We start from the raw sequence: 23889 nt of genomic DNA on the forward strand, positions 1-23889 counted from the left end.
TACGGGATTGCACATGTAGGGCGGATAAGGCGTTTACGCCGCATCCGCCAATAAATAACAACTAACAGGGAGTAAAGGCGATGGGAATTAACGAAATCATCATGTACATCATGATGTTCTTTATGCTGATAGCTGCCGTAGACAGGATCCTGTCGCAGTTCGGCGGTTCTGCTCGTTTCCTCGGTAAGTTCGGTAAAAGTATCGAAGGATCAGGCGGTCAGTTCGAAGAAGGCTTTATGGCAATGGGCGCTCTGGGTCTGGCGATGGTCGGTATGACCGCGCTGGCACCGGTACTGGCTCACGTACTCGGGCCGGTAATTATCCCGGTTTACGAAATGCTCGGCGCAAACCCGTCAATGTTCGCCGGAACGCTGCTGGCGTGCGATATGGGCGGCTTCTTCCTCGCCAAAGAGCTGGCGGGCGGCGACGTAGCAGCGTGGCTATACTCTGGGTTAATTCTCGGGTCGATGATGGGGCCAACGATTGTGTTTTCCATTTCGGTGGCGCTCGGCATTATCGAACCTTCTGACCGTCGTTATCTGGCGCTCGGCGTGCTGGCGGGCATTGTGACCATTCCAATAGGCTGTATTGCTGGTGGCCTGGTGGCTATGTACTCCGGTGTTCAGATCAACGGCCAGCCGGTGGAATTCACTTTCGCCCTGATCCTGATGAACATGATCCCGGTGATCATTGTCGCGATTCTGGTGGCGCTGGGGCTGAAATTCATCCCGGAAAAAATGATCAACGGCTTCCAGATCTTCGCCAAATTCCTCGTTGCATTGATCACCCTCGGTCTTGCCGCTGCGGTAGTGAAATTCCTGCTTGGCTGGGAACTGATCCCCGGTCTGGATCCTATCTTTATGGCCCCTGGCGATAAACCCGGTGAGGTGATGCGCGCCATTGAAGTTATCGGTTCTATCTCCTGCGTTCTGTTAGGGGCGTATCCGATGGTGCTGCTGCTGACTCGCTGGTTTGAAAAACCGCTGATGAGCGTCGGTAAAGTGCTGAATATGAACAACATCGCGGCAGCCGGCATGGTGGCAACGCTTGCCAACAATATCCCAATGTTCGGCATGATGAAGCAGATGGATACCCGCGGCAAAGTCATCAACTGCGCCTTCGCCGTTTCCGCTGCTTTCGCCCTGGGCGACCACTTAGGCTTCGCCGCTGCCAACATGAACGCCATGATCTTCCCGATGATTGTCGGCAAGTTGATCGGCGGCGTAACGGCGATTGGCGTGGCGATGATGCTGGTGCCAAAAGACGACGCGACCGCGGCTAAAACCGAAGCGGAGGCACAATCGTGAACACTCGCCAGCTACTGAGCGTCGGTATCGATATCGGCACCACCACCACCCAGGTGATTTTCTCCCGGCTGGAGCTGGTTAACCGTGCGGCGGTGTCGCAGGTGCCGCGCTACGAATTCATTAAACGCGAAATTAGCTGGCAAAGTCCGGTGTTCTTTACCCCTGTCGATAAACAGGGCGGTTTAAAAGAAGCGGAACTGAAAACCTTAATACTCGAGCAATATCATGCTGCGGGTATTGAGCCGGAAAGCGTTGATTCTGGTGCCATCATCATCACCGGTGAAAGCGCGAAAACCCGCAATGCTCGCCCGGCGGTGATGGCGCTCTCTCAGTCGCTGGGCGATTTTGTCGTTGCCAGCGCCGGGCCGCACCTCGAATCCGTGATCGCCGGTCACGGAGCCGGGGCACAAACCCTTTCTGAACAACGGCTGTGTCGGGTACTGAATATCGACATCGGCGGTGGCACCGCGAACTACGCCCTGTTCGATGCCGGAAAAATCAGCGGCACTGCCTGCCTCAACGTCGGTGGTCGCCTGCTGGAAACCGACAGCCACGGGCGCGTGGTTTACGCTCATAAACCGGGGCAGATGATTGTGGATGAGTGCTTCGGTGCAGGCACCGACGCCCGTTCGCTGACCGGCGCGCAGCTGGTGCAGGTGACCCGGCGGATGGCAGAACTGATTGTCGAAGTGATTGACGGAACGCTCTCACCGCTCGCGCAGGCATTGATGCAAACCGGTTTGCTGCCCGCAGGTGTTACGCCCGAAATCATTACGCTTTCTGGCGGCGTGGGCGAATGTTATCGCCACCAGCCCGCCGACCCGTTCTGTTTTGCCGATATTGGCCCGCTGCTGGCAACTGCGCTGCATGACCATCCGCGCCTGCGTGAGATGAACGTACAGTTTCCGGCGCAAACCGTGCGCGCCACGGTGATTGGCGCGGGCGCGCATACCCTTTCGCTCTCTGGCAGCACAATCTGGCTTGAGGGCGTACAACTGCCGCTGCGCAATTTGCCGGTGGCGATCCCGATTGATGAAACGGATCTGGTGGGGGCCTGGCAACAGGCGCTGATTCAGCTGGATCTTGATCCCAAAACTGACGCGTACGTGCTGGCGCTTCCCGCCTCGCTGCCTGTGCGTTACGCCGCGGTACTGACGGTCATCAACGCGTTGGTCGATTTCGTCGCGCGTTTTCCGAATCCGCATCCCCTGCTGGTGGTGGCCGGGCAGGACTTTGGTAAAGCTCTGGGCATGTTGTTGCGCCCACAGCTACAACAACTCCCGTTGGCAGTCATTGACGAAGTGATTGTCCGCGCGGGGGACTATATCGACATTGGTACGCCTCTTTTTGGCGGATCGGTTGTGCCGGTGACGGTGAAATCACTCGCATTTCCTTCCTGAGGGAACGACTTATGAAACTAAAGACCACATTGTTCGGCAATGTATATCAGTTTAAGGATGTAAAAGAGGTGCTGGCTAAAGCCAACGAACTGCGTTCGGGGGATGTGCTGGCGGGCGTCGCAGCGGCAAGCTCACAGGAGCGCGTGGCGGCAAAGCAGGTGTTGTCGGAAATGACCGTAGCGGACATCCGCAATAATCCGGTGATTGCCTATGAAGATGACTGCGTGACGCGGCTGATTCAGGACGATGTTAACGAAACGGCCTACAACCAGATTAAAAACTGGAGCATCAGCGAACTGCGTGAGTATGTGCTGAGCGATGAAACCAGCGTGGACGACATTGCCTTTACCCGCAAAGGGCTGACCTCGGAAGTGGTCGCGGCGGTAGCGAAGATTTGCTCCAACGCGGACCTGATCTACGGCGCGAAGAAAATGCCGGTAATCAAAAAGGCCAATACCACCATCGGTATTCCGGGCACCTTTAGCGCCCGTTTGCAGCCAAATGACACCCGTGACGACGTGCAAAGTATCGCCGCGCAAATCTACGAAGGGCTTTCCTTCGGGGTGGGCGATGCGGTGATCGGCGTTAACCCGGTGACTGACGACGTGGAAAACTTAAGCCGCGTGTTGGATACCATCTATGGCGTGATCGACAAATTCAACATCCCAACTCAGGGCTGTGTACTGGCGCACGTCACCACCCAGATCGAAGCGATCCGTCGTGGCGCACCGGGCGGGCTGATTTTCCAGAGTATCTGTGGCAGCGAAAAAGGGCTGAAAGAGTTTGGCGTGGAGCTGGCGATGCTCGACGAAGCGCGCGCAGTGGGCGCGGAGTTCAACCGTATCGCCGGGGAAAACTGCCTCTACTTCGAAACCGGACAAGGCTCTGCGCTATCCGCTGGCGCTAACTTCGGCGCAGACCAGGTAACGATGGAAGCACGTAACTACGGGCTGGCGCGTCATTACGATCCGTTTATCGTCAACACCGTGGTCGGCTTTATTGGGCCGGAGTATCTCTACAACGACCGCCAGATTATCCGTGCTGGCTTAGAAGATCACTTTATGGGCAAGCTGAGCGGCATCTCTATGGGCTGTGACTGCTGTTATACCAACCACGCTGACGCTGACCAGAACCTCAACGAAAACCTGATGATCCTGCTCGCCACCGCAGGCTGCAACTACATCATGGGGATGCCGCTGGGTGATGACATCATGCTCAACTACCAGACCACCGCATTCCACGATACCGCCACTGTGCGTCAGTTACTCAACCTGCGCCCGTCACCGGAGTTTGAACGCTGGCTGGAAAGCATGGGCATTATGGCAAACGGTCGCCTGACCAAACGGGCGGGCGATCCGTCACTGTTCTTCTGATGACGCGGAGATAACATATCATGGATCAAAAACAGATTGAAGAAATTGTACGCAGCGTGATGGCGTCAATGGGACAAGCGGCCCCCGCGCCGTCAGAAGCAAAGTGCGCCACCACCAACTGTGCGGCACCGGTGACCTCGGAAAGCTGTGCGCTGGATTTAGGTTCCGCTGAAGCAAAAGCGTGGATTGGTGTTGAAAATCCGCATCGCGCAGACGTATTAACAGAACTGCGCCGCAGCACCGTGGCCCGCGTTTGTACCGGTCGTGCCGGTCCGCGTCCACGTACGCAGGCGCTGCTGCGTTTCCTGGCCGATCACTCTCGTTCGAAAGATACCGTACTGAAAGAAGTGCCGGAAGAGTGGGTGAAAGCGCAGGGCTTGCTGGAAGTACGCTCTGAAATTAGCGACAAAAATCTCTACCTGACTCGCCCGGATATGGGCCGCCGCCTGTGTGCAGAAGCTGTTGAAGCGCTGAAAGCGCAGTGTGTTGCCAATCCGGACGTACAGGTCGTTATTTCTGATGGCCTGTCAACTGATGCGATCACCGTGAACTACGAAGAGATCCTGCCACCGCTGATGGCGGGCCTGAAACAGGCCGGGCTGAAAGTCGGTACACCATTCTTTGTTCGTTATGGTCGCGTGAAGATTGAAGATCAGATCGGTGAGATCCTCGGCGCGAAAGTAGTGATCCTGCTGGTGGGCGAACGTCCGGGGTTGGGTCAGTCAGAAAGCCTCTCCTGCTACGCCGTTTACTCGCCGCGTATGGCGACCACCGTTGAGGCCGATCGCACCTGTATCTCTAACATTCACCAGGGCGGCACGCCGCCGGTTGAAGCCGCAGCCGTCATTGTGGATTTGGCGAAACGTATGCTGGAGCAGAAAGCATCCGGCATCAACATGACCCGATAAGGAGGCATCATGCCAGCTTTAGATTTGATTCGACCGTCTGTCACCGCTATGCGGGTGATTGCCTCCGTTAACGCCGATTTTGCGCGTGAACTGAAATTGCCGCCGCATATTCGTAGCCTCGGTCTGATTTCTGCCGACTCCGATGACGTCACCTACATTGCCGCTGATGAAGCGACCAAGCAGGCGATGGTGGAAGTGGTGTATGGCCGCTCGCTATATGCGGGCGCTGCACACGGCCCGTCACCGACTGCCGGTGAAGTGCTGATTATGCTTGGTGGGCCAAACCCGGCGGAAGTGCGTGCAGGTCTGGATGCGATGATTGCGCATATTGAAAATGGCGCAGCTTTCCAGTGGGCTAATGACGCGCAAGATACGGCATTCCTGGCACATGTAGTTTCGCGTACCGGTTCTTATCTCTCATCAACCGCCGGGATCACGCTTGGCGATCCGATGGCGTATCTGGTGGCACCGCCGCTGGAAGCGACCTATGGCATTGATGCAGCCCTGAAGTCTGCCGACGTACAGCTGGCGACCTATGTCCCGCCACCGTCTGAAACCAACTACTCGGCAGCATTTTTAACCGGTAGCCAGGCAGCGTGTAAAGCAGCCTGTAACGCCTTTACCGATGCAGTGCTGGAAATCGCGCGTAATCCAATCCAGCGTGCGTAACGGAGGTTGCCGATGATCAATGCACTGGGATTGCTGGAAGTGGACGGCATGGTCGCCGCGATAGATGCAGCGGATGCCATGCTCAAAGCAGCTAACGTTCGTCTGCTCAGTCACGAAGTGCTTGACCCTGGTCGCTTAACGCTGGTGGTGGAAGGCGATCTGGCGGCGTGTCGTGCGGCGCTGGACGCAGGTTGTGCTGCCGCGATGCGTACCGGGCGTGTCATCAGCCGCAAGGAGATCGGTCGGCCAGACGATGACACCCAGTGGCTGGTTACTGGCTTTAACCGCCAGCCGAAGCAACCCGTAAGGGAACCCGACGCGCCAGTTATCGTCGCGGAATCTGCTGACGAGTTGTTGGCGCTGTTAACATCAGTACGTCAGGGAATGACGGCAGGAGAAGTGGCTGCCCACTTTGGCTGGCCGCTGGAAAAAGCCAGAAATGCGCTCGAACAGCTCTTTTCTGCCGGGACGTTACGTAAACGCAGTAGTCGTTATCGTCTCAAGCCCCATTAACCTGTCGGAGGTGCCGGGTGTCCTACAACACCCGGCATTAACATCATGAAAAAGACCCGTACAGCCAATTTGCACCATCTTTATCATGAACCCTTACCCGAAAACCTGAAGCTCACGCCGAAGGTCGAAGTGGATAATGTTCATCAACGACAGACAACGGATGTCTATGAACATGCTTTAACGATTACCGCCTGGCAGCAGATTTACGATCAGCTGCATCCGGGCAAGTTTCATGGTGAATTTACGGAAATTCTACTCGATGATATTCAGGTTTTTCGTGAATACACCGGTCTGGCGCTGCGTCAGTCGTGCCTGGTCTGGCCGAACTCGTTCTGGTTTGGCATTCCGGCGACGCGCGGTGAGCAGGGATTTATCGGTTCGCAATGTCTGGGAAGCGCGGAAATCGCCACCCGCCCTGGTGGCACTGAATTTGAACTGAGCACGCCGGATGATTACACGATCCTGGGCGTGGTGCTTTCTGAAGATGTCATCACCCGGCAGGCTAACTTTTTGCATAACCCGGATCGGGTATTACATATGCTGCGTAGCCAGTCGGCGCTGGAAGTGAAAGAGCAGCATAAAGCCGCGCTGTGGGGCTTTGTCCAACAGGCGCTGGCGACGTTTTGCGAGAACCCGGAAAATCTCCATCAGCCTGCAGTGCGAAAAGTGCTGGGGGATAATTTGCTAATGGCGATGGGGGCGATGCTGGAAGACGCGCAACCAATGGTGACGGCGGAAAGCATCAGTCATCAGAGTTACCGTAGATTACTTTCCCGCGCCCGTGAATATGTGCTGGAAAATATGTCTGAGCCGGTGACGGTGCTGGACTTGTGTAATCAACTGCATGTCAGTCGCCGCACGCTACAAAACGCGTTTCACGCTATTTTAGGCATTGGCCCAAACGCGTGGCTGAAACGCATTCGCCTGAACGCCGTACGCCGCGAACTGATAAGCCCGTGGTCGCAAAGCACAACGGTAAAAGACGCCGCCATGCAGTGGGGATTCTGGCATCTGGGGCAATTTGCCACGGATTACCAGCAGCTGTTTGCCGAGAAGCCGTCGTTGACGTTGCATCAGCGGATGCGGGAATGGGGGTGAGGGAGTTACACCCAATCCCTGACCTTAATAAACTCACTTAACGCCGCTTCTGGGCTGCCATCTTTTGGCTGATAATCATACTCCCAGCGTACCAGTGGCGGCATTGACATCAGGATCGACTCGGTGCGCCCGCCAGTTTGCAGGCCAAACAGCGTGCCGCGATCCCAGACCAGATTGAACTCGACATAACGACCGCGACGGTAGAGCTGAAAATTGCGCTCGCGCTCGCCGTAGGCCATCGCTTTACGTCGCTCTACAATTGGTAAATAAGCGTCGGTGTAGCCTTTGCCTACCGCCTGCATAAAGGCAAAACAGTGGTCGAAATCTGGCGTGTTCAGATCATCAAAGAACAGCCCGCCAATACCGCGCTGTTCGTTGCGATGTTTGAGGTAGAAGTAATCGTCGCACCACTTTTTGTAACGGGGATAAACGTCTTCACCAAATGGCAGGCACAGGTCACGGGCGGTGCGGTGCCAGTGAATGGCGTCTTCTTCAAAACCATAGAAAGGGGTTAAATCGAAGCCGCCGCCAAACCACCAGACGGGCTCTGCACCCGGTTTTTCGGCAATAAAAAAGCGCACATTCGCGTGGCTGGTGGGAACATACGGATTATGCGGATGCACTACCAGCGAAACGCCCATCGCCTCGAAACTGCGCCCGGCAAGTTCCGGACGATGAGCGGTGGCGGAAGCGGGCATCGCCTCGCCGTGGACGTGAGAAAAGTTGACGCCCGCCTGTTCGAAAACACCACCATTACGCAACACCCGACTACGCCCACCGCCGCCAGCTTCGCGCTGCCAGCTATCTTCAACAAATTCTGCGCCATCGACAGCGGTCAACTGCTGACAAATCGTATCCTGAAGGTTGAGCAGGAACTGTTTAACCTGGTGTGCGTCGGGTTTCATAACTTATCGCTTTTTCGAATGTGCTTTCTGGTTGTCGAACCAGTGGAAATAACTGATCACGCCTTCAGCAATCGCTGTGGCGATTTTCTGACGAAACGCCGCCGTGCCTAACAGCCGCTCTTCTTCCGGGTTGGTGATAAACGAGGTTTCCACCAGCACCGAAGGAACCGACGGCGATTTCAACACCACAAACGCGGCTTGTTCGGTGTTGCGGCTGTGCAGTTTATGCACCGGCTTAATCTTTTTCAGAATATGCGAGCCAAGCGTCAGGCTGTTTTTAATAGTATCGGTTTGCACCAGATCAAACAGCACTTGCTGCAATAGGTGATCCTTGTCAGTCGCCTTTTTACCGGCAACTTCATCGGCGCGGTTTTCGCGTTCAGACAGGTATTTCGCCATTGCGCTACTTGCCCCACGGTTAGAGAGGGCAAATACCGAAGCACCGGCAGCTTTCGGGTTGGTAAAGCCATCGGCATGAATTGACATAAACAGATCTGCGCCATGTTTATGGGCGATTTCAACGCGATCGTAAAGTGGGATAAACGTATCGCCAGAACGCGTTAAACGCGCATCAATCCCATGATTACGCAAAATGGAACGGACGTTTTTAGCAATCGCCAGCACCACATGTTTTTCTTTCGAACCGTTGCGTCCAATCGCTCCGGTATCAATTCCGCCGTGGCCTGGATCGAGAACAACGACACGTTTGCCGCCAGATTTTTTGGCTTTCGGCTTGCTGTGTCCGTTGCTGGTTTTTAAAGGTTCGTCTTTGGCGATGGCTTGCGACATTCCTGACAACGTCAGGGCAGCCAAACCGGCTTTCAGCACCTGGCGGCGCGAAGTGAGTGTTTTTAGTGGTTTAAAAGTGCTCATACGGCCTGAGTTGTAATAATAAAGTTCCAGATGTTATATCGTATCGCGTAATCCGTTACGACGGTTTGATGTTGAGAATTGTTTTACTTTTCATTTCAATAGTTGACAACTCCCCATTATGCCACTTTTTCAACCGATTTTCGTCAGATATTGGCTAATTCGACCGTTCACGCCATAATCAGCCTTTTAACCCGCAAAAAGGTAACGAATACCATGGAGATACGCGTATTTCGCCAGGAAGATTTCGAAGAGGTCATCACCCTTTGGGAGCGTTGCGACTTGCTGCGTCCGTGGAACGATCCGGAAATGGACATCGAGCGTAAGATGAACCATGACGTCAGTTTGTTTTTGGTCGCTGAGGTAAACGGTGAAGTGGTCGGAACGGTGATGGGCGGTTATGACGGGCATCGCGGGTCTGCTTATTATCTTGGCGTGCATCCAGAGTTTCGTGGGCGTGGGATTGCCAATGCGTTGCTTAATCGGCTGGAGAAAAAGCTGATTGCTCGTGGCTGCCCGAAAATTCAGATCAACGTGCCGGAAGATAACGACATGGTGCTCGGAATGTATGAACGCCTGGGATATGAACACGCCGACGTGCTGAGTCTGGGTAAGCGTTTGATTGAAGATGAAGAGTACTGAGTTTCATCCTGTCCATTATGATGCGCACGGTCGCCTGCGTTTACCCTTGCTCTTCTGGCTTGTGCTATTGCTTCAGGCGCGAACCTGGGTGCTGTTTGTCATTGCCGGTGCGTCGCGCGAGCAGGGTACTGCGCTGCTAAATCTGTTTTATCCCGATCACGATAATTTCTGGCTGGGGCTGATTCCTGGCATTCCGGCGGTGCTGGCGTTTTTGTTGAGCGGTCGGCGGGCTACGTTTCCTCGCACCTGGCGTGTACTCTATTTTCTGTTGCTGTTGGCGCAGGTGGTTTTACTTTGCTGGCAACCGTGGCTGTGGCTGAACGGTGAATCCGTTAGCGGTATCGGTCTGGCGCTGGTAGTGGCGGATATTGTGGCGTTAATCTGGCTGCTGACCAATCGACGTTTACGCGCTTGTTTTAATGAAGAAAAAGAATAACGCAGAGGTGCGCTTTGTTTATGCCGGATGCGGCGAGAACGCCTTATCCGGCCTACAAAACATCGAAAATTCAATATATTGCAGGAGAAAGTAGGCCTGATAAGCGTAGCGCATCAGGCAATTTTGTGTTTGTCATCAACCTTTAACGGCACTTTTTGGTGAATTTGCACTCCAAGCAACGTTATTGAATAACCAAAGGAAGTGACATGAAATCGCTGCGTTTAATGTTATGCGCTATGCCGTTGATGCTGACCGGCTGTTCCACGATGTCGTCAGTTAACTGGTCTGCCGCTAACCCGTGGAACTGGTTTGGGTCGTCCACCAAAGTGAGCGAGCAGGGCGTGGGTGAATTAACGGCGTCCACACCACTGCAAGAACAAGCCATTGCTGATGCGCTTGATGGCGATTATCGCCTGCGCAGCGGAATGAAAACCGCGAACGGCAACGTGGTGCGCTTTTTTGAAGTGATGAAAGACGACAATGTGGCGATGGTGATTAACGGCGAGCAAGGCACGATCAGCCGCATTGACGTGCTGGATAGCGATATTCCTGCTGACACCGGTGTTAAAATCGGTACACCGTTTAGCGACCTTTACAGCAAAGCATTTGGCAATTGCCAAAAAGCTGATGGTGATGATAATCGTGCCGTCGAATGTAAAGCCGAAGGCAGTCAACATATTAGCTACCAGTTCAGCGGGGAATGGCGTGGTCCTGAAGGGTTAATGCCTTCGGACGATACCCTGAAAAACTGGAAAGTCAGTAAAATTATCTGGCGGCGTTAATTTGCGTCTGAACAAACCGCCGCCGCGAAAAAACACGTAAAATAGCGCTCAACAATGCCACGGATTGCGTGGCATTCTTATTTTCAGGAGGAACAATGTCTCAGGTTCAGAGTGGCATTTTGCCAGAACATTGCCGCGCGGCGATTTGGATCGAAGCCAACGTGAAAGGGGAAGTTGACGCCCTGCGTGCGGCCAGTAAAACATTTGCCGATAAACTGGCAACTTTTGAAGCGAAATTCCCGGACGCGCATCTTGGTGCGGTGGTTGCCTTTGGTAACAACACCTGGCGCGCTCTGAGCGGCGGCGTTGGGGCAGAAGAGCTGAAAGATTTTCCGGGCTACGGTAAAGGCCTTGCGCCGACGACCCAGTTCGATGTGTTGATCCACATTCTTTCTCTGCGTCACGACGTAAACTTCTCTGTCGCTCAGGCGGCGATGGAAGCCTTTGGTGACTGCATTGAAGTGAAAGAAGAGATCCACGGCTTCCGTTGGGTGGAAGAGCGTGACCTGAGCGGCTTTGTTGACGGTACAGAAAACCCGGCGGGTGAAGAGACGCGCCGCGAAGTGGCGGTTATCAAAGACGGCGTGGATGCCGGCGGCAGCTATGTGTTTGTGCAGCGTTGGGAGCACAACCTGAAGCAGCTCAACCGGATGAGCGTTCACGATCAGGAGATGATGATCGGGCGCACCAAAGAGGCCAACGAAGAGATTGACGGCGACGAACGTCCGGAAACCTCTCACCTCACCCGCGTTGATCTGAAAGAAGATGGCAAAGGGCTGAAGATTGTTCGCCAGAGCCTGCCGTACGGCACCGCCAGTGGCACTCACGGTCTGTACTTCTGCGCCTACTGCGCGCGTCTGCATAACATTGAGCAGCAACTGCTGAGCATGTTTGGCGATACCGATGGTAAGCGTGATGCGATGTTGCGTTTCACCAAACCGGTAACCGGCGGCTATTACTTCGCGCCGTCGCTGGACAAGCTGATGGCGCTGTAAGCGTTTCTGATTCATTGATTAAAGGCCAGCCAGTAACAAAACTGACTGGCCTTTTTATTACTTTTGCTTCAACGCCGCATACACCTGATCAACTACCCAACCATAAGTTGCAATTGGTAACTGACCGCTTTCGAACATATTGGGATTTTTTTGTGGATCGGCAACTGGCGAATGGGGCTTGTTGCTTAACATCACAATCGCCATATGATTGACCGGATCGATAACGGTCACCGTTCCGGTCCAGCCAGTGTGACCGTAGGTTTGCGGGCTTGCCAGCGTGCCAAACGTCGGCGTCATGGTGGCATTACCATTCACGCGCCAGCCGAGGCCAAAAGTGGCATCTTCCTTAGAGCTGGTGGTGAACATCTTCACCGTTTCCGCACTGAACAGCTGCACATCGCCATAGCCCCCGCCGTTCAGCATCGTTTGCATTAACACCGCAATATCGCCGGTATTGGAAAACAAACCTGCGTGCCCGGAAACGCCGCCCATCGAATAAAAGGCTTTTTCATCGTGCACCTGACCCCAGAGAGTGGAGGTGCGGATATTCGGGAAATGGATCACGCCATCGCGGGTATTGCCGTTCAATTCCGTGGCGGCAATTTGTTGCGGTTTAAAGCCTTTCAGCAGCGGGTTAAATACCGTATGTGTCAGGCCGAGCGGGCGATAAATCGACTCTTCAACATAGCGGTCAAGCGGCTGACCGGTAACCGACTCGACGATAAATCCAAGCAGCATATAATCGACATCGCTGTAGATATGTTTGCTGCCGGGCTGATATTCCAGCGGCGTGCGCTTGATCATCTCCAGCGTCTGGCCTTTATCCTGGGAATAAAACGCGCCCGCGACCGCTTTATTCGGGTATTGCGGATCTGCCGGGAAACCGCCGCTGTGATGCAGCAGGTCAGAAATCCGCAGGGTGTTTTTGCCTTTAATGGTGTCATTTGGACTATCGGCAAACCCCGGAATATATTTCGCAATCCGATCGTCAGGATGCAGTTTGCCTTCGCTCATCAGCTTTTGCAGGGCGAAGTTCGTGGCGTACATTTTGGTGTTTGAGGCCAGGTCATACAGCGTCCCGGTGGTGGCTTTGACAGGCTGTTCCATCAACACGCTGCCATCGTACTTTTTCGCCGCTCCCCAGGCTTTGCGATACACAATCTGATTATCTTTAATGATCAGCAGGTTTACGCCGGGATAACCGACATCAACTTGCTGGCTAATCCAGCGATCCATCTGGTTAAGCCGTTCGACGTTGAACCCTGCTTTCTCTGGCGAACTTTCTGTCAGAACAGGGTATTTTGCGGCGCTGACGCTACAACTAACAGCCAGCAGAGAAAGATAGAGCATTGTCCGTTTCATGATATCAGTCCAGATTGACGTTACGGCAGCCAAAGAGCGTGGTGAAAATAAACCCGCAAACCCATGCCACCAGAATCCCGCCAGCATAAACCGCCATTGCCGGAAGGATGCCTTGTGCGGAAGTCATCAGCGGCAGCGCCACCAGACCAGACGGCCCAAAGGCGCTGTTTAAGCCCATCGGCAGACCCCACCAGGCTATCAATCCGATAAACAAACCGCCCGCCGCGCCGCCTAAACAGGCGGTAATAAACGGTTTCATGCGGGGCAGGGTGACGCCATAAATCAACGGTTCGCCAACGCCCAGCAGGCCGGGAATAATCGCCCCGCGTACCTGACTGCGTAATGCACTGTGCGGTTGCGCCCGCCAGTAGAGTGCCAGCGCCGCGCCCACCTGGCCCGCGCCTGCCATCGAAAGGATGGGAAATAAGCTGTTGAATCCCTGGCTGTCCATTAACGCGAGGTAAACAGGAATAAAGCCCTGATGCACGCCAAATACCACGGCGATCAGGAACAGCCCGGCTAAAACCGCACAACCGAGCGGATTACTGTTCAGGTGCATAAACAGCCACGACATACCTTCGAATAACCAGCCGCCCAGCGGCATAATGATCAGATAGGCCAGCGTAGCGGTGATCAGTAGGGTGATTAACGAGGTCAGCAGCATGTCGAGATCGTCGGGCATAAAGCGGCGCACCATGCCTTCGATGCGGGCGCAGGCCCACGCGGCAATCAACACGCCGATAATATTGCCGCGCGGATCGATGGGCAGACCAAAGAAATCGTGAAAACCGGCGTAGTAACCGGTGGTTGCAGCGGGGTTATAACCAAGCAAAAAGAGTGCGGCAATAATTGCGCCATTTACGCCCGTGCCGCCAAATGCCTGGGCGGCGTTATAGCCCACCAGAATCACCAGGAAGGTGAACAAACCTTTGCTGAACACCTTCATAAAATTCAGCGCGTCGGGTAGCGTGCCCTGAGCATCTGCCGGAACGTGCATCACCGTGGCAATTAACGTCGCTATCCCCAGCAGCAGACCGGCGGCAATAAAACCGGGGATCAGCGGCGTGAAGATGGTGGCGAATTTGGCGAGAAATTGTTGCACGCCGGAGGTTTGTTTGGCTTTTAACTGACGTTTGTTCTGGGCGGCGATTTCTGCGGCATCCTGTACCGGTGCTTCTCCCAGCAGCTCGCTCATCGCTTTTGCGGCACGATGCGCTTTACCAGGCCCAAAAACGACCTGCACCTGGTCGCTGGTCAAAATGACGCCCTTCACGCCTTCCAGCGTTTTGATATCGGGATCAACCAGTGAACTGTCATGTACACCCAGACGCAGGCGCGTCATACAGTTACCACAACTGGCGATATTTCCCGGTCCGCCGACACGGGTAAGAATGGTGTTCATAAGTTCACTGCTGATCTCTTTGGCCATGGGTTATTCCTTGTCTAAAACCTGACGAATAAAGCCGCCGTGTTGATCCAGGCGTTTTTTAGCTTCTGCGGCATCGAGATTTTTCAGCACCATCACAATGGCCGTTTTACAGTTGCGCTCGCAGGCAATTAACGCCGCTTCCGCTTGTTCGGCATTACATCCGGTGGCGTTTTTAACGATATTGACCTGGCGCACATGCAGTTTTTCGTTGGTGGCGACCACATCGACCATCAGGTTGCCGAACACTTTGCCGGATTTAATCATCAGCCCGGTGGAGAGCATATTGAGTACCAGTTTCTGCGCTGTACCTGCTTTCATCCGCGAAGAACCGGTAACCACTTCGGCACCTACAATCGGTGTAATGGCAAACTCTGCGGTGGTTGAAACGGCGCTCCCCGGATTACAGGAAATTCCCACTGTACGGCAACCGAGCTGGCGCGCGTATTCCAGTCCGGCAATCACATACGGCGTACGACCACTGGCGGCAATACCGACCACCACATCCTGTGCCGTTAAATTAATATTTTTCAGATCGTTAACGCCGCCTTCCCGGCTATCTTCCGCGCCTTCCACCGCGTGCTTAATGGCATATTCGCCGCCAGCAATTAATCCAACTACCAGACCTGGTTTCACGCCGTAGGTGGGCGGACATTCGCTGGCATCCAGAATCCCCAGACGACCGGATGTTCCCGCACCGAGGTAAATCAGACGCCCGCCACCGCTTACCTGGGCGTGGATAACATCGATCGCCGCGGCGATATCCGGCAGTACGCGCTCAACGGCAAGCGGTACGGTTTTATCTTCATCGTTGATAATCCGGCACATTTCCAGCGTCGATACGCGGTCAATTTCAGCCGAGGCGGTGTTCGAGCCTTCAGTAATCATCTTTTCAAATTGCATCGGTGGTGACCTTACTATTTACGATCAAATAATTGCAGATGTATGGAATCATATATCCCGAATTGACAGACTTAAAGGAATCATTGAGTCTACACTCGCAGAGTGTGAAGAGCGTCATAAGAACTTAAGCGGAATTTATGCTGCCAGCCCAGGAGAGTGGAAGATGTTGTACCTGACGAAAATACGCAATGCGGAAAGTGAATTTACCGGGAACGAGCAAAAAATTGCTGACTTTCTGCGGGCCAACGTGAGTGAGCTGAAATCCGTCTCTTCGCGCAAGATAGCGAAACAGCTCGGCATCAGCCAGTCGAGTATTGTGAAGTTTGCCCAGAAGCTCGGCGCACAAGGATTTACTGAATTGCGTATGGCGTTAATAGGCGAATACAGTGCCAGCCAGGAGAAAACGAATGCCACGGCGCTGCACCTGCACAGTTCGATTACCAGTGATGATTCGCTGGAAGTGATTGCCCGCAAACTGAATCGCGAAAAAGAGCTGGCGCTGGAGCAAACCTGTGCGTTGTTCGACTACGCGCGGCTGCAAAAAATCATTGAGGTCATCAGTAAAGCACCGTTTATCCAGATAACGGGCCTGGGCGGGTCGGCGCTGGTGGGGCGCGATCTGTCGTTCAAACTGATGAAAATTGGCTATCGCGTGGCCTGCGAAGCCGACACGCACGTACAAGCCACCGTTTCCCAGGCGTTGAAAAAAGGCGATGTACAAATCGCTATCTCTTACAGCGGCAGTAAAAAAGAGATTGTCTTGTGCGCAGAAGCGGCACGAAAGCAGGGGGCAACGGTGATTGCCATTACTTCTCTGGCTGACTCTCCGCTGCGGCGGCTGGCGCATTTCACGCTCGATACCGTTTCCGGTGAAACCGAATGGCGTAGCTCGTCGATGTCTACCCGCACGGCGCAAAATTCTGTTACCGATTTACTGTTTGTTGGTCTTGTGCAACTCAATGATGTGGAGTCATTGAAAATGATTCAGCGCAGCAGTGAGCTAACACAACGCCTGAAATGATGCATAAAGCAGCGACTGGATTGAGATTTTCCTGAATTAGTGAGCTGATCCGCAGCAATATTTTGTTTATCCTGTATTTTCAGAGGGAATGGAGTGTAACGCTCTGTATTAACAAGGAGAGCATTAAAATGGGTAAACTCACGGGCAAGACAGCACTGATTACGGGCGCATTGCAGGGAATTGGCGAAGGAATTGCCAGAACTTTTGCGCGTCATGGCGCAAACCTAATCTTGCTGGATATCTCCCCTGAGATCGAAAAGCTGGCGGACGAACTGTGTGGTCGTGGTCATCGCTGTACGGCGGTTGTCGCCGATGTGCGTGACCCGGCGTCGGTCGCCGCAGCTATCAAGCGCGCGAAGGAAAAAGAAGGGCGCATTGATATCCTGGTGAATAACGCAGGCGTTTGTCGTCTGGGCAGTTTCCTCGATATGAGCGATGAAGATCGCGATTTCCATATTGATATCAATATTAAAGGCGTATGGAACGTCACGAAGGCGGTGCTGCCGGAGATGATTGCCCGCAAAGATGGTCGCATTGTGATGATGTCTTCAGTCACTGGTGATATGGTGGCCGATCCTGGCGAAACGGCGTACGCCTTAACGAAAGCGGCGATTGTTGGCCTGACAAAATCGCTGGCGGTGGAGTACGCGCAGTCTGGTATTCGCGTTAACGCCATTTGCCCGGGATACGTGCGCACACCAATGGCGGAAAGCATTGCCCGCCAGTCGAACCCGGAAGATCCAGAGTCGGTGCTGACTGAAATGGCGAAAGCAATCCCGATGCGTCGCCTCGCCGATCCGCTGGAAGTCGGCGAACTGGCGGCCTTCCTCGCATCGGATGAATCCAGCTATTTAACCGGTACACAGAATGTGATTGATGGCGGCAGCACACTGCCGGAGACGGTTAGCGTCGGTATCTGATTCACCTCTGTTTCCTCCCTGCATTTGTGGGGAGGATTTCGTCTTATTCCCTTTTCAACTTCCAAATCACCAAACGGTATATAAAACCGTTACTCCTTTCACGTCCGTTATAAATATGATGGCTATTAGAAAGTCATTAAATTTATAAGGGTGCGCAATGGCCGTTAACTTACTGAAAAAGAACTCACTCGCGCTGGTCGCTTCTCTGCTGCTGGCGGGCCATGTACAGGCAACGGAACTGCTGAACAGTTCTTATGACGTCTCCCGCGAGCTGTTTGCCGCCCTGAACCCGCCGTTTGAACAGCAATGGGCCAAAGATAACGGCGGCGACAAACTGACGATAAAACAATCTCATGCCGGGTCATCAAAACAGGCGCTGGCAATTTTGCAGGGCTTAAAAGCCGACGTTGTCACTTATAACCAGGTGACCGACGTACAAATTCTGCACGATAAAGGCAAGCTTATCCCGGCGGACTGGCAGTCGCGCCTGCCGAATAATAGCTCGCCGTTCTACTCCACCATGGGCTTCCTGGTGCGTAAGGGCAACCCGAAGAATATCCACGACTGGAACGACCTGGTGCGCTCCGACGTGAAGCTGATTTTCCCGAACCCAAAAACGTCCGGTAACGCGCGTTACACCTACCTTGCGGCATGGGGCGCAGCGGATAAAGCTGACGGTGGTGATAAAGCCAAAACCGAACAGTTTATGACTCAGTTCCTGAAAAACGTTGAAGTGTTCGATACTGGCGGTCGTGGCGCGACCACCACTTTTGCCGAGCGCGGCCTGGGCGATGTGCTGATCAGCTTCGAGTCGGAAGTGAACAACATCCGCAAACAGTATGAAGCGCAGGGCTTTGAAGTGGTGATTCCGAAAACCAACATTCTGGCGGAATTCCCGGTGGCGTGGGTCGATAAAAATGTGCAGGCCAACGGTACGGAAAAAGCAGCAAAAGCCTACCTGAACTGGCTCTACAGCCCGCAGGCGCAGACCATCATCACCGACTATTACTACCGCGTAAATAACCCGGAAGTAATGGACAAACTGAAAAACAAATTCCCGCAGACCGAGCTGTTCCGCGTGGAAGACAAATTTGGCTCCTGGCCGGAAGTGATGAAAACCCACTTCACCAGCGGCGGCGAGTTAGACAAGCTGTTATCGGCGGGGCGTAACTGATGTTTGCTGTCTCCTCCAGACGCGTGCTGCCGGGCTTTACCTTAAGCCTCGGCACCAGTCTGCTGTTTGTGTGCCTGATTTTGCTGCTGCCGCTCTCCGCGCTGGTGATGCAGCTGGCCCAGATGAGCTGGGCGCAGTACTGGGAGGTGATCACCAACCCGCAGGTGGTCGCAGCCTATAAAGTGACGCTGCTGTCGGCGTTTGTGGCATCGATTTTTAATGGCGTTTTCGGCCTGCTGATGGCGTGGATCTTAACCCGCTATCGCTTTCCGGGCCGCACGCTGCTTGATGCGCTGATGGATTTACCCTTTGCGCTGCCAACGGCAGTCGCCGGTTTAACGCTGGCCTCGCTCTTTTCCGTGAACGGTTTTTACGGTGAATGGCTGGCGAAGTTTGATATCAAAGTCACCTATACATGGCTGGGGATTGCGGTAGCGATGGCCTTTACCAGCATTCCGTTTGTAGTACGTACCGTGCAGCCGGTGCTGGAAGAGTTAGGCCCGGAATATGAAGAAGCGGCGGAAACGCTTGGTGCAACGCGCTGGCAGAGTTTCTGCAAAGTGGTGCTGCCGGAGCTTTCTCCGGCGCTGGTGGCGGGCGTGGCGCTGTCGTTTACCCGTAGTCTTGGTGAATTTGGCGCGGTGATTTTTATCGCCGGAAATATCGCGTGGAAGACGGAAGTGACGTCGCTGATGATTTTTGTGCGCTTGCAGGAGTTTGATTACCCGGCAGCGAGCGCGATTGCCTCGGTGATCCTCGCGGCATCTCTGCTGCTGCTGTTCTCAATTAACACTCTGCAAAGTCGCTTTGGTCGGCGTGTGGTAGGTCATTAATGGCGGAAGTGACACAATTGAAGCGTTATGACGCGCGCCCGATTAACTGGGGCAAATGGTTTCTGATTGGCATCGGGATGCTGGTATCGGCGTTCATCCTGCTGGTGCCGATGATTTATATCTTCGTACAGGCGTTCAGCAAAGGGCTGATGCCGGTTTTACAGAATCTGGCCGATCCGGACATGCTGCACGCCATCTGGCTGACGGTGATGATCGCGCTGATTGCCGTACCGGTAAACCTGGTGTTCGGCATTCTGCTGGCCTGGCTGGTGACGCGCTTTAACTTCCCTGGACGCCAGTTACTGCTGACGCTACTGGACATTCCGTTTGCCGTATCGCCGGTGGTTGCCGGTCTGGTGTATCTGCTGTTCTACGGCTCTAACGGCCCGCTGGGCGGCTGGCTGGATGAACATAATCTGCAAATTATGTTCTCCTGGCCCGGAATGGTGCTGGTCACCATCTTTGTGACGTGTCCGTTTGTGGTGCGCGAGCTGGTGCCGGTGATGTTAAGCCAGGGCAGCCAGGAAGACGAAGCGGCGATTTTGCTTGGCGCGTCTGGCTGGCAGATGTTTCGCCGCGTCACATTGCCGAACATTCGCTGGGCGCTGCTTTATGGCGTGGTGTTGACCAACGCCCGCGCGATTGGCGAGTTTGGTGCAGTGTCGGTGGTTTCCGGCTCGATTCGCGGCGAAACACTTTCGCTGCCGTTACAGATTGAATTGTTGGAGCAGGACTACAACACCGTCGGCTCCTTTACCGCCGCCGCGCTGTTGACGCTGATGGCGATTATCACCCTGTTTTTAAAGAGTATGTTGCAGTGGCGCCTGGAGAATCAGGAAAAACGCGCGCAGCAGGAGGAGCATCATGAGCATTGAGATTGCCAATATCAAGAAGTCTTTTGGTCGCACCCAGGTGCTGAACGATATCTCACTGGATATTCCTTCTGGTCAGATGGTCGCGTTGCTGGGGCCGTCCGGTTCCGGGAAAACCACGCTGCTGCGGATTATCGCCGGGCTGGAGCATCAAACCAGCGGGCATATTCGCTTCCACGGCACCGACGTCAGCCGCCTGCACGCGCGCGATCGCAAGGTCGGTTTCGTGTTCCAGCATTACGCGCTGTTCCGCCATATGACGGTATTCGACAATATCGCTTTTGGCCTGACGGTGCTGCCGCGTCGCGATCGCCCGAATGCCGCAGCCATCAAAGCGAAAGTGACAAAATTGCTGGAGATGGTGCAGCTTGCTCATCTGGCGGATCGTTATCCGGCACAGCTTTCCGGCGGCCAGAAACAGCGCGTGGCGCTGGCGCGCGCGCTGGCTGTAGAACCGCAAATTCTGCTGCTTGATGAACCGTTTGGCGCGCTGGATGCGCAGGTGCGTAAAGAGCTGCGTCGCTGGCTGCGTCAACTGCATGAAGAGCTGAAATTCACCAGCGTGTTCGTGACCCACGACCAGGAAGAAGCGACGGAAGTAGCTGATCGTGTAGTGGTGATGAGCCAGGGCAATATTGAACAGGCTGATGCGCCGGAGCAGGTATGGCGCGAACCAGCGACCCGTTTTGTGCTCGAATTTATGGGCGAAGTGAACCGCCTGCAGGGAACCATTCGCGGCGGGCAGTTCCATGTTGGCGCACATCGCTGGCCGCTGGGCTACACACCTGCTTATCAGGGGCCGGTGGATCTCTTCCTGCGCCCTTGGGAAGTGGATATCAGCCGCCGTACCAGCCTCGATTCGCCGCTGCCGGTACAGGTACTGGAAGCCAGCCCGAAAGGTCACTACACCCAATTAGTGGTGCAGCCGCTGGGGTGGTACAACGAACCGCTGACGGTCGTGATGCATGGCGACGATGCCCCGCAGCGTGGCGAGCGTTTATTCGTTGGTCTGCAACATGCGCGGCTGTATAACGGCGACGAGCGTATTGAAACCCGAGATGAGGAACTTGCTCTCGCACAAAGCGCCTGATAGGTTGAGTGAATGTTAAACGCCCGGAGGCGCTTCCCGCGATCCGGGCTTTTTAATGGCAAGGTTTGTAACCTGTAGGCCTGATAAAACGCGGCAAGCGTCGCATCAGGCAACACCACGTATGGACAGAGATCGTGAGTACATTAGAACAAACAATAGGCAATACGCCTCTGGTGAAGTTGCAGCGAATGGGGCCGAATAACGGCAGTGAAGTGTGGTTAAAACTGGAAGGCAATAACCCGGCAGGTTCGGTGAAAGATCGTGCGGCGCTTTCGATGATCGTCGAGGCGGAAAAGCGCGGGGAAATTAAACCGGGTGATGTGTTAATCGAAGCCACCAGTGGTAACACCGGCATTGCGCTGGCAATGATTGCCGCGCTTAAAGGCTATCGCATGAAATTGCTGATGCCCGACAACATGAGCCAGGAACGCCGTGCGGCGATGCGTGCTTATGGTGCGGAACTGATTCTTGTCACCAAAGAGCAGGGCATGGAAGGTGCGCGCGATCTGGCGCTGGAGATGGCGAATCGTGGCGAAGGAAAGCTGCTCGATCAGTTCAATAATCCCGATAACCCTTATGCGCATTACACCACCACTGGGCCGGAAATCTGGCAGCAAACCGGCGGGCGCATCACTCATTTTGTCTCCAGCATGGGGACGACCGGCACTATCACCGGCGTCTCACGCTTTATGCGCGAACAATCCAAACCGGTGACCATTGTCGGCCTGCAACCGGAAGAGGGCAGCAGCATTCCCGGCATTCGCCGCTGGCCTACGGAATATCTGCCGGGGATTTTCAACGCTTCTCTGGTGGATGAGGTGCTGGATATTCATCAGCGCGATGCGGAAAACACCATGCGCGAACTGGCGGTGCGGGAAGGAATATTCTGTGGCGTCAGCTCCGGCGGCGCGGTTGCCGGAGCACTGCGGGTGGCAAAAGCTAACCCTGGTGCGGTGGTGGTAGCGATCATCTGCGATCGTGGCGATCGCTACCTTTCCACCGGGGTGTTTGGGGAAGAGCATTTTAGTCAGGGGGCGGGGATTTAAGATTATTGCGCAGGCACTGTTTTATCCGTCTGCGCAATTAACGCATGTAAAAAAGGCTGTGCGTTCTCATCGCTCTTACCGGGGATCTTCACAATATACGGCTTCCCGGTAATCGATGACGACGAAGCAACCTTATCAATAAACTGCTCGGCTGTGTCAATGCGGTTACGGGTATTGCCCAGCTTCAGACGCAGATGAGAAACCGCTTCATCGCAGGTATGTTCATCACCGTTGCGCACAAATATCAAATCCTTTTTCTGTGCTAATCCCTCCAGCATGGCGTTGATGCGGGCTTCTTCATGGGCAGTTAACTTCGCGTAAACGGGGAGTGTCATTAGTAGTGTAATGACCAGACAAATGATTTTCTTCATTGAATTACCTTATCCTTGTTTTGTGATAGCCGATTTGACTGCCAGAATCAGGTAAAGTTTCGGTTGGATTACGATGAGGATCATCGGCAAGGAGAAAAAATTAAATGAGTAGTTTGTTGTTGTTTAACGATAAGAGTAGGGCACTGCAGGCGGATATCGTCGCCGTGCAGTCGCAGGTGGTTTACGGCAGCGTGGGCAACAGCATTGCCGTGCCTGCTATCAAACAGAACGGCCTGAATGTCTTTGCCGTGCCGACGGTATTGCTGAGCAATACGCCGCATTATGACACTTTCTACGGTGGTGCGATTCCGGACGAATGGTTTAGCGGCTATTTGCGTGCGCTTCAGGAGCGTGATGCGCTGCGCCAACTTCGTGCTGTAACCACGGGCTATATGGGAACGGCATCGCAAATCAAAATCCTTGCCGAGTGGCTGACTGCGCTACGCAAAGACCATCCTGACCTATTGATCATGGTCGATCCGGTGATTGGCGATATTGATAGCGGAATTTATGTCAAACCTGACCTTCCCGAAGCGTATCGACAATATTTACTGCCGCTGGCGCAGGGAATTACCCCCAATATCTTTGAGTTGGAAATCCTGACCGGTAAAAATTGCCGCGATCTCGACAGTGCCATTGCTGCCGCAAAAAGTCTGCTTTCAGACACATTAAAATGGGTGGTGGTTACCAGCGCCTCCGGTAATGAAGAAAATCAGGAGATGCAGGTTGTGGTGGTCACTGCCGACAGCGTGAATGTCATTTCCCATTCACGGGTAAAAACCGACCTGAAAGGGACTGGCGACCTGTTTTGTGCTCAGCTCATCAGTGGCTTGCTGAAAGGGAAGGCGTTAACCGATGCAGTGCACCGAGCGGGGTTGCGCGTACTGGAAGTGATGCGCTACACCCAGCAGCATGAGAGCGATGAATTGATTTTGCCGCCGCTGGCGGAAGCATAAAAAAATGGCGCCGATGG

General features: G+C 54.2%; 25 protein-coding genes. 19 read left to right on the plus strand and 6 right to left on the minus strand.

Going from position 1 to position 23889, the window contains the following annotated elements; translation table 11 throughout:
• The first annotated feature begins 80 nt into the window (after nucleotides 1-80).
• The 7 genes from eutH to eutR are packed head-to-tail and all read left to right on the plus strand — an operon-like array spanning nucleotide 81 to nucleotide 7268.
• Nucleotides 81-1307, plus strand: coding sequence for an ethanolamine utilization protein EutH (eutH, locus tag ACU8XX_RS06950; protein ID WP_089640360.1), 1227 nt, complete (start codon nucleotides 81-83; stop codon nucleotides 1305-1307).
• Entirely contained in the window at nucleotides 1304-2707 is a 1404-nt protein-coding gene (gene eutA, locus ACU8XX_RS06955; protein WP_001097542.1) for an ethanolamine ammonia-lyase reactivating factor EutA, read from the plus strand. Before eutH ends, eutA begins: the two co-directional genes overlap by 4 nt.
• Nucleotides 2708-2718: 11 nt before the next feature.
• Nucleotides 2719-4080: an ethanolamine ammonia-lyase subunit alpha gene (gene eutB, locus ACU8XX_RS06960; RefSeq protein WP_000769961.1), complete on the plus strand. Its 1362-nt coding sequence runs from the start codon at nucleotides 2719-2721 to the stop codon at nucleotides 4078-4080.
• 20 nt (nucleotides 4081-4100) lie between these two features.
• Nucleotides 4101-4988, plus strand: coding sequence for an ethanolamine ammonia-lyase subunit beta (gene eutC / locus ACU8XX_RS06965; protein WP_000372316.1), 888 nt, complete (start codon nucleotides 4101-4103; stop codon nucleotides 4986-4988).
• 9 nt (nucleotides 4989-4997) lie between these two features.
• Nucleotides 4998-5657, plus strand: coding sequence for an ethanolamine utilization microcompartment protein EutL (gene eutL / locus ACU8XX_RS06970; RefSeq protein WP_001111023.1), 660 nt, complete (start codon nucleotides 4998-5000; stop codon nucleotides 5655-5657).
• Between the two features lie 12 nt (nucleotides 5658-5669).
• Entirely contained in the window at nucleotides 5670-6170 is a 501-nt protein-coding gene (eutK, locus tag ACU8XX_RS06975; protein WP_000606257.1) for an ethanolamine utilization microcompartment protein EutK, read from the plus strand.
• Nucleotides 6171-6215: 45 nt separating this feature from the next.
• Nucleotides 6216-7268 (plus strand): HTH-type transcriptional regulator EutR, encoded by a 1053-nt coding sequence (gene eutR / locus ACU8XX_RS06980; protein ID WP_000753700.1) that lies wholly within the window; start codon nucleotides 6216-6218, stop codon nucleotides 7266-7268.
• A 5-nt stretch (nucleotides 7269-7273) separates the two neighbouring features.
• Here the strand turns inward: eutR and hemF are convergent, their stop codons facing one another.
• Nucleotides 7274-8173: an oxygen-dependent coproporphyrinogen oxidase gene (hemF, locus tag ACU8XX_RS06985; protein ID WP_000801367.1), complete on the minus strand. Its 900-nt coding sequence runs from the start codon at nucleotides 8171-8173 to the stop codon at nucleotides 7274-7276.
• Between the two features lie 3 nt (nucleotides 8174-8176).
• Nucleotides 8177-9046 (minus strand): N-acetylmuramoyl-L-alanine amidase AmiA, encoded by an 870-nt coding sequence (gene amiA, locus ACU8XX_RS06990; RefSeq protein ID WP_000102891.1) that lies wholly within the window; start codon nucleotides 9044-9046, stop codon nucleotides 8177-8179.
• 213 nt (nucleotides 9047-9259) lie between these two features.
• Between amiA and ACU8XX_RS06995 the strand changes: the two genes are divergently transcribed.
• From ACU8XX_RS06995 to yfeX, 4 genes are all read left to right on the plus strand, one after another.
• Nucleotides 9260-9685, plus strand: a complete 426-nt coding sequence (locus ACU8XX_RS06995; RefSeq protein ID WP_000406000.1) for a GNAT family acetyltransferase — start codon at nucleotides 9260-9262, stop codon at nucleotides 9683-9685.
• Nucleotides 9672-10121, plus strand: a complete 450-nt coding sequence (locus tag ACU8XX_RS07000; RefSeq protein WP_001300381.1) for a DUF2919 domain-containing protein — start codon at nucleotides 9672-9674, stop codon at nucleotides 10119-10121. The genes ACU8XX_RS06995 and ACU8XX_RS07000 overlap by 14 nt, the downstream gene beginning before the upstream one ends.
• Nucleotides 10122-10327: 206 nt before the next feature.
• Complete coding sequence (locus ACU8XX_RS07005) at nucleotides 10328-10903, plus strand: RpoE-regulated lipoprotein (RefSeq protein WP_000838937.1); 576 nt, start codon at nucleotides 10328-10330, stop codon at nucleotides 10901-10903.
• A gap of 95 nt (nucleotides 10904-10998) precedes the next feature.
• On the plus strand, nucleotides 10999-11898 hold the full coding sequence (gene yfeX, locus ACU8XX_RS07010; protein ID WP_000084590.1) for a porphyrinogen peroxidase: 900 nt from the start codon (nucleotides 10999-11001) through the stop codon (nucleotides 11896-11898).
• A gap of 57 nt (nucleotides 11899-11955) precedes the next feature.
• On the opposite strand, the gene pbp4b is transcribed toward yfeX, so the two are convergent.
• From pbp4b to murQ, 3 genes are read right to left on the minus strand one after another with little or no spacing between them, the layout of a single operon-like run.
• Complete coding sequence (pbp4b, locus tag ACU8XX_RS07015) at nucleotides 11956-13260, minus strand: penicillin binding protein PBP4B (RefSeq protein ID WP_021575281.1); 1305 nt, start codon at nucleotides 13258-13260, stop codon at nucleotides 11956-11958.
• Between the two features lie 4 nt (nucleotides 13261-13264).
• Entirely contained in the window at nucleotides 13265-14689 is a 1425-nt protein-coding gene (murP, locus tag ACU8XX_RS07020; protein WP_001400779.1) for a PTS N-acetylmuramic acid transporter subunit IIBC, read from the minus strand.
• 3 nt (nucleotides 14690-14692) lie between these two features.
• Nucleotides 14693-15589 carry an N-acetylmuramic acid 6-phosphate etherase gene (gene murQ, locus ACU8XX_RS07025; RefSeq protein ID WP_001400778.1) on the minus strand — a complete coding sequence of 299 codons (897 nt, stop codon included), beginning with the start codon at nucleotides 15587-15589 and terminating at the stop codon, nucleotides 14693-14695.
• Between the two features lie 163 nt (nucleotides 15590-15752).
• Between murQ and murR the strand changes: the two genes are divergently transcribed.
• From murR to cysM, 7 genes are all read left to right on the plus strand, one after another.
• Entirely contained in the window at nucleotides 15753-16610 is an 858-nt protein-coding gene (gene murR / locus ACU8XX_RS07030) for an HTH-type transcriptional regulator MurR (RefSeq protein WP_001400777.1), read from the plus strand.
• A gap of 128 nt (nucleotides 16611-16738) precedes the next feature.
• Nucleotides 16739-17530 (plus strand): SDR family oxidoreductase UcpA, encoded by a 792-nt coding sequence (gene ucpA, locus ACU8XX_RS07035; protein ID WP_000517443.1) that lies wholly within the window; start codon nucleotides 16739-16741, stop codon nucleotides 17528-17530.
• 157 nt (nucleotides 17531-17687) lie between these two features.
• Nucleotides 17688-18704 (plus strand): thiosulfate/sulfate ABC transporter substrate-binding protein CysP, encoded by a 1017-nt coding sequence (cysP, locus tag ACU8XX_RS07040; RefSeq protein ID WP_000290225.1) that lies wholly within the window; start codon nucleotides 17688-17690, stop codon nucleotides 18702-18704.
• Nucleotides 18704-19537, plus strand: a complete 834-nt coding sequence (cysT, locus tag ACU8XX_RS07045) for a sulfate/thiosulfate ABC transporter permease CysT (RefSeq protein ID WP_000458406.1) — start codon at nucleotides 18704-18706, stop codon at nucleotides 19535-19537. The genes cysP and cysT overlap by 1 nt, the downstream gene beginning before the upstream one ends.
• Nucleotides 19537-20412 carry a sulfate/thiosulfate ABC transporter permease CysW gene (gene cysW / locus ACU8XX_RS07050; protein ID WP_000852686.1) on the plus strand — a complete coding sequence of 292 codons (876 nt, stop codon included), beginning with the start codon at nucleotides 19537-19539 and terminating at the stop codon, nucleotides 20410-20412. The genes cysT and cysW overlap by 1 nt, the downstream gene beginning before the upstream one ends.
• A complete protein-coding gene (gene cysA / locus ACU8XX_RS07055) occupies nucleotides 20402-21499 on the plus strand; it encodes a sulfate/thiosulfate ABC transporter ATP-binding protein CysA (protein WP_000021016.1) in 1098 nt (365 codons plus the stop codon). Before cysW ends, cysA begins: the two co-directional genes overlap by 11 nt.
• 134 nt (nucleotides 21500-21633) lie before the next feature.
• A complete protein-coding gene (gene cysM, locus ACU8XX_RS07060) occupies nucleotides 21634-22545 on the plus strand; it encodes a cysteine synthase B (protein WP_000105477.1) in 912 nt (303 codons plus the stop codon).
• Nucleotides 22546-22547: 2 nt separating this feature from the next.
• Here the strand turns inward: cysM and ACU8XX_RS07065 are convergent, their stop codons facing one another.
• The gene (locus tag ACU8XX_RS07065) at nucleotides 22548-22916 is read right to left on the minus strand and encodes a YfeK family protein (RefSeq protein ID WP_000719957.1); all 369 of its coding nucleotides are present in this window, start codon (nucleotides 22914-22916) and stop codon (nucleotides 22548-22550) included.
• Nucleotides 22917-23020: 104 nt separating this feature from the next.
• On the opposite strand from ACU8XX_RS07065, the gene pdxK reads away from it, so the two are divergent.
• A complete protein-coding gene (pdxK, locus tag ACU8XX_RS07070) occupies nucleotides 23021-23872 on the plus strand; it encodes a pyridoxine/pyridoxal/pyridoxamine kinase (protein WP_000096674.1) in 852 nt (283 codons plus the stop codon).
• Nucleotides 23873-23889 lie beyond the last annotated feature (17 nt).

Source organism: Escherichia sp. MAL-1, assembly GCF_052948035.1.

Excerpts from the sequence above, each read along its gene's own strand:
- eutH (WP_089640360.1), top strand. The coding sequence starts at position 81 with ATGGGAATTAACGAAATCATCATGTACATCATGATGTTCTTTATGCTG.
- eutB (WP_000769961.1), top strand. The coding sequence starts at position 2,719 with ATGAAACTAAAGACCACATTGTTCGGCAATGTATATCAGTTTAAGGAT.
- eutC (WP_000372316.1), top strand. The coding sequence starts at position 4,101 with ATGGATCAAAAACAGATTGAAGAAATTGTACGCAGCGTGATGGCGTCA.
- eutL (WP_001111023.1), top strand. The coding sequence starts at position 4,998 with ATGCCAGCTTTAGATTTGATTCGACCGTCTGTCACCGCTATGCGGGTG.
- eutK (WP_000606257.1), top strand. The coding sequence starts at position 5,670 with ATGATCAATGCACTGGGATTGCTGGAAGTGGACGGCATGGTCGCCGCG.
- eutR (WP_000753700.1), top strand. The coding sequence starts at position 6,216 with ATGAAAAAGACCCGTACAGCCAATTTGCACCATCTTTATCATGAACCC.
- hemF (WP_000801367.1), bottom strand. The coding sequence starts at position 8,173 with ATGAAACCCGACGCACACCAGGTTAAACAGTTCCTGCTCAACCTTCAG.
- amiA (WP_000102891.1), bottom strand. The coding sequence starts at position 9,046 with ATGAGCACTTTTAAACCACTAAAAACACTCACTTCGCGCCGCCAGGTG.
- ACU8XX_RS06995 (WP_000406000.1), top strand. The coding sequence starts at position 9,260 with ATGGAGATACGCGTATTTCGCCAGGAAGATTTCGAAGAGGTCATCACC.
- ACU8XX_RS07000 (WP_001300381.1), top strand. The coding sequence starts at position 9,672 with ATGAAGAGTACTGAGTTTCATCCTGTCCATTATGATGCGCACGGTCGC.
- ACU8XX_RS07005 (WP_000838937.1), top strand. The coding sequence starts at position 10,328 with ATGAAATCGCTGCGTTTAATGTTATGCGCTATGCCGTTGATGCTGACC.
- yfeX (WP_000084590.1), top strand. The coding sequence starts at position 10,999 with ATGTCTCAGGTTCAGAGTGGCATTTTGCCAGAACATTGCCGCGCGGCG.
- pbp4b (WP_021575281.1), bottom strand. The coding sequence starts at position 13,260 with ATGAAACGGACAATGCTCTATCTTTCTCTGCTGGCTGTTAGTTGTAGC.
- murP (WP_001400779.1), bottom strand. The coding sequence starts at position 14,689 with ATGGCCAAAGAGATCAGCAGTGAACTTATGAACACCATTCTTACCCGT.
- murQ (WP_001400778.1), bottom strand. The coding sequence starts at position 15,589 with ATGCAATTTGAAAAGATGATTACTGAAGGCTCGAACACCGCCTCGGCT.
- murR (WP_001400777.1), top strand. The coding sequence starts at position 15,753 with ATGTTGTACCTGACGAAAATACGCAATGCGGAAAGTGAATTTACCGGG.
- ucpA (WP_000517443.1), top strand. The coding sequence starts at position 16,739 with ATGGGTAAACTCACGGGCAAGACAGCACTGATTACGGGCGCATTGCAG.
- cysP (WP_000290225.1), top strand. The coding sequence starts at position 17,688 with ATGGCCGTTAACTTACTGAAAAAGAACTCACTCGCGCTGGTCGCTTCT.
- cysT (WP_000458406.1), top strand. The coding sequence starts at position 18,704 with ATGTTTGCTGTCTCCTCCAGACGCGTGCTGCCGGGCTTTACCTTAAGC.
- cysW (WP_000852686.1), top strand. The coding sequence starts at position 19,537 with ATGGCGGAAGTGACACAATTGAAGCGTTATGACGCGCGCCCGATTAAC.
- cysA (WP_000021016.1), top strand. The coding sequence starts at position 20,402 with ATGAGCATTGAGATTGCCAATATCAAGAAGTCTTTTGGTCGCACCCAG.
- ACU8XX_RS07065 (WP_000719957.1), bottom strand. The coding sequence starts at position 22,916 with ATGAAGAAAATCATTTGTCTGGTCATTACACTACTAATGACACTCCCC.
- pdxK (WP_000096674.1), top strand. The coding sequence starts at position 23,021 with ATGAGTAGTTTGTTGTTGTTTAACGATAAGAGTAGGGCACTGCAGGCG.